We start from the raw sequence: 265 nt of genomic DNA, 5'->3' as shown, positions 1-265 counted from the left end.
CTCGATGAAGATGCCGAACTCCTGCAGGCGATCGTCAGCAACGATGACAACCTGAGCTATGGCAGCATCATCAGCGTCTACACCGGACAGGACGAGGCAATAACTTCGCTTACCCGCGACGGAATGGAAGAGCTGGAGCAAATGCTTGCCCATGCGCGCCGCACCGCTGACGAATGGAATGACTTCCTCGAAGCCTTCGTCGATGGCCAAGAACTCATCGCTCGCATCAAAGCGAAATCTCCGCGGTAACAACCGGGCGGTTACG

At 56.6% G+C, this 265-nt stretch carries 1 protein-coding gene; it reads left to right on the top strand.

The genetic code is table 11. The annotated features are described in order from the left end of the window. Nucleotides 1-249, top strand: a 249-nt coding sequence (locus tag DH10_RS35915; RefSeq protein ID WP_192385958.1) for a hypothetical protein, incomplete at its 5' end; no start/stop codon positions are given. Nucleotides 250-265 lie beyond the last annotated feature (16 nt).

This window comes from Mesorhizobium silamurunense (assembly GCF_014843825.1).
GTDB lineage: Bacteria > Pseudomonadota > Alphaproteobacteria > Rhizobiales > Rhizobiaceae > Mesorhizobium > Mesorhizobium silamurunense.
Note: the sequence above shows the minus strand (reverse complement) of the source record. Positions and strands in the feature narration are given on the sequence as shown.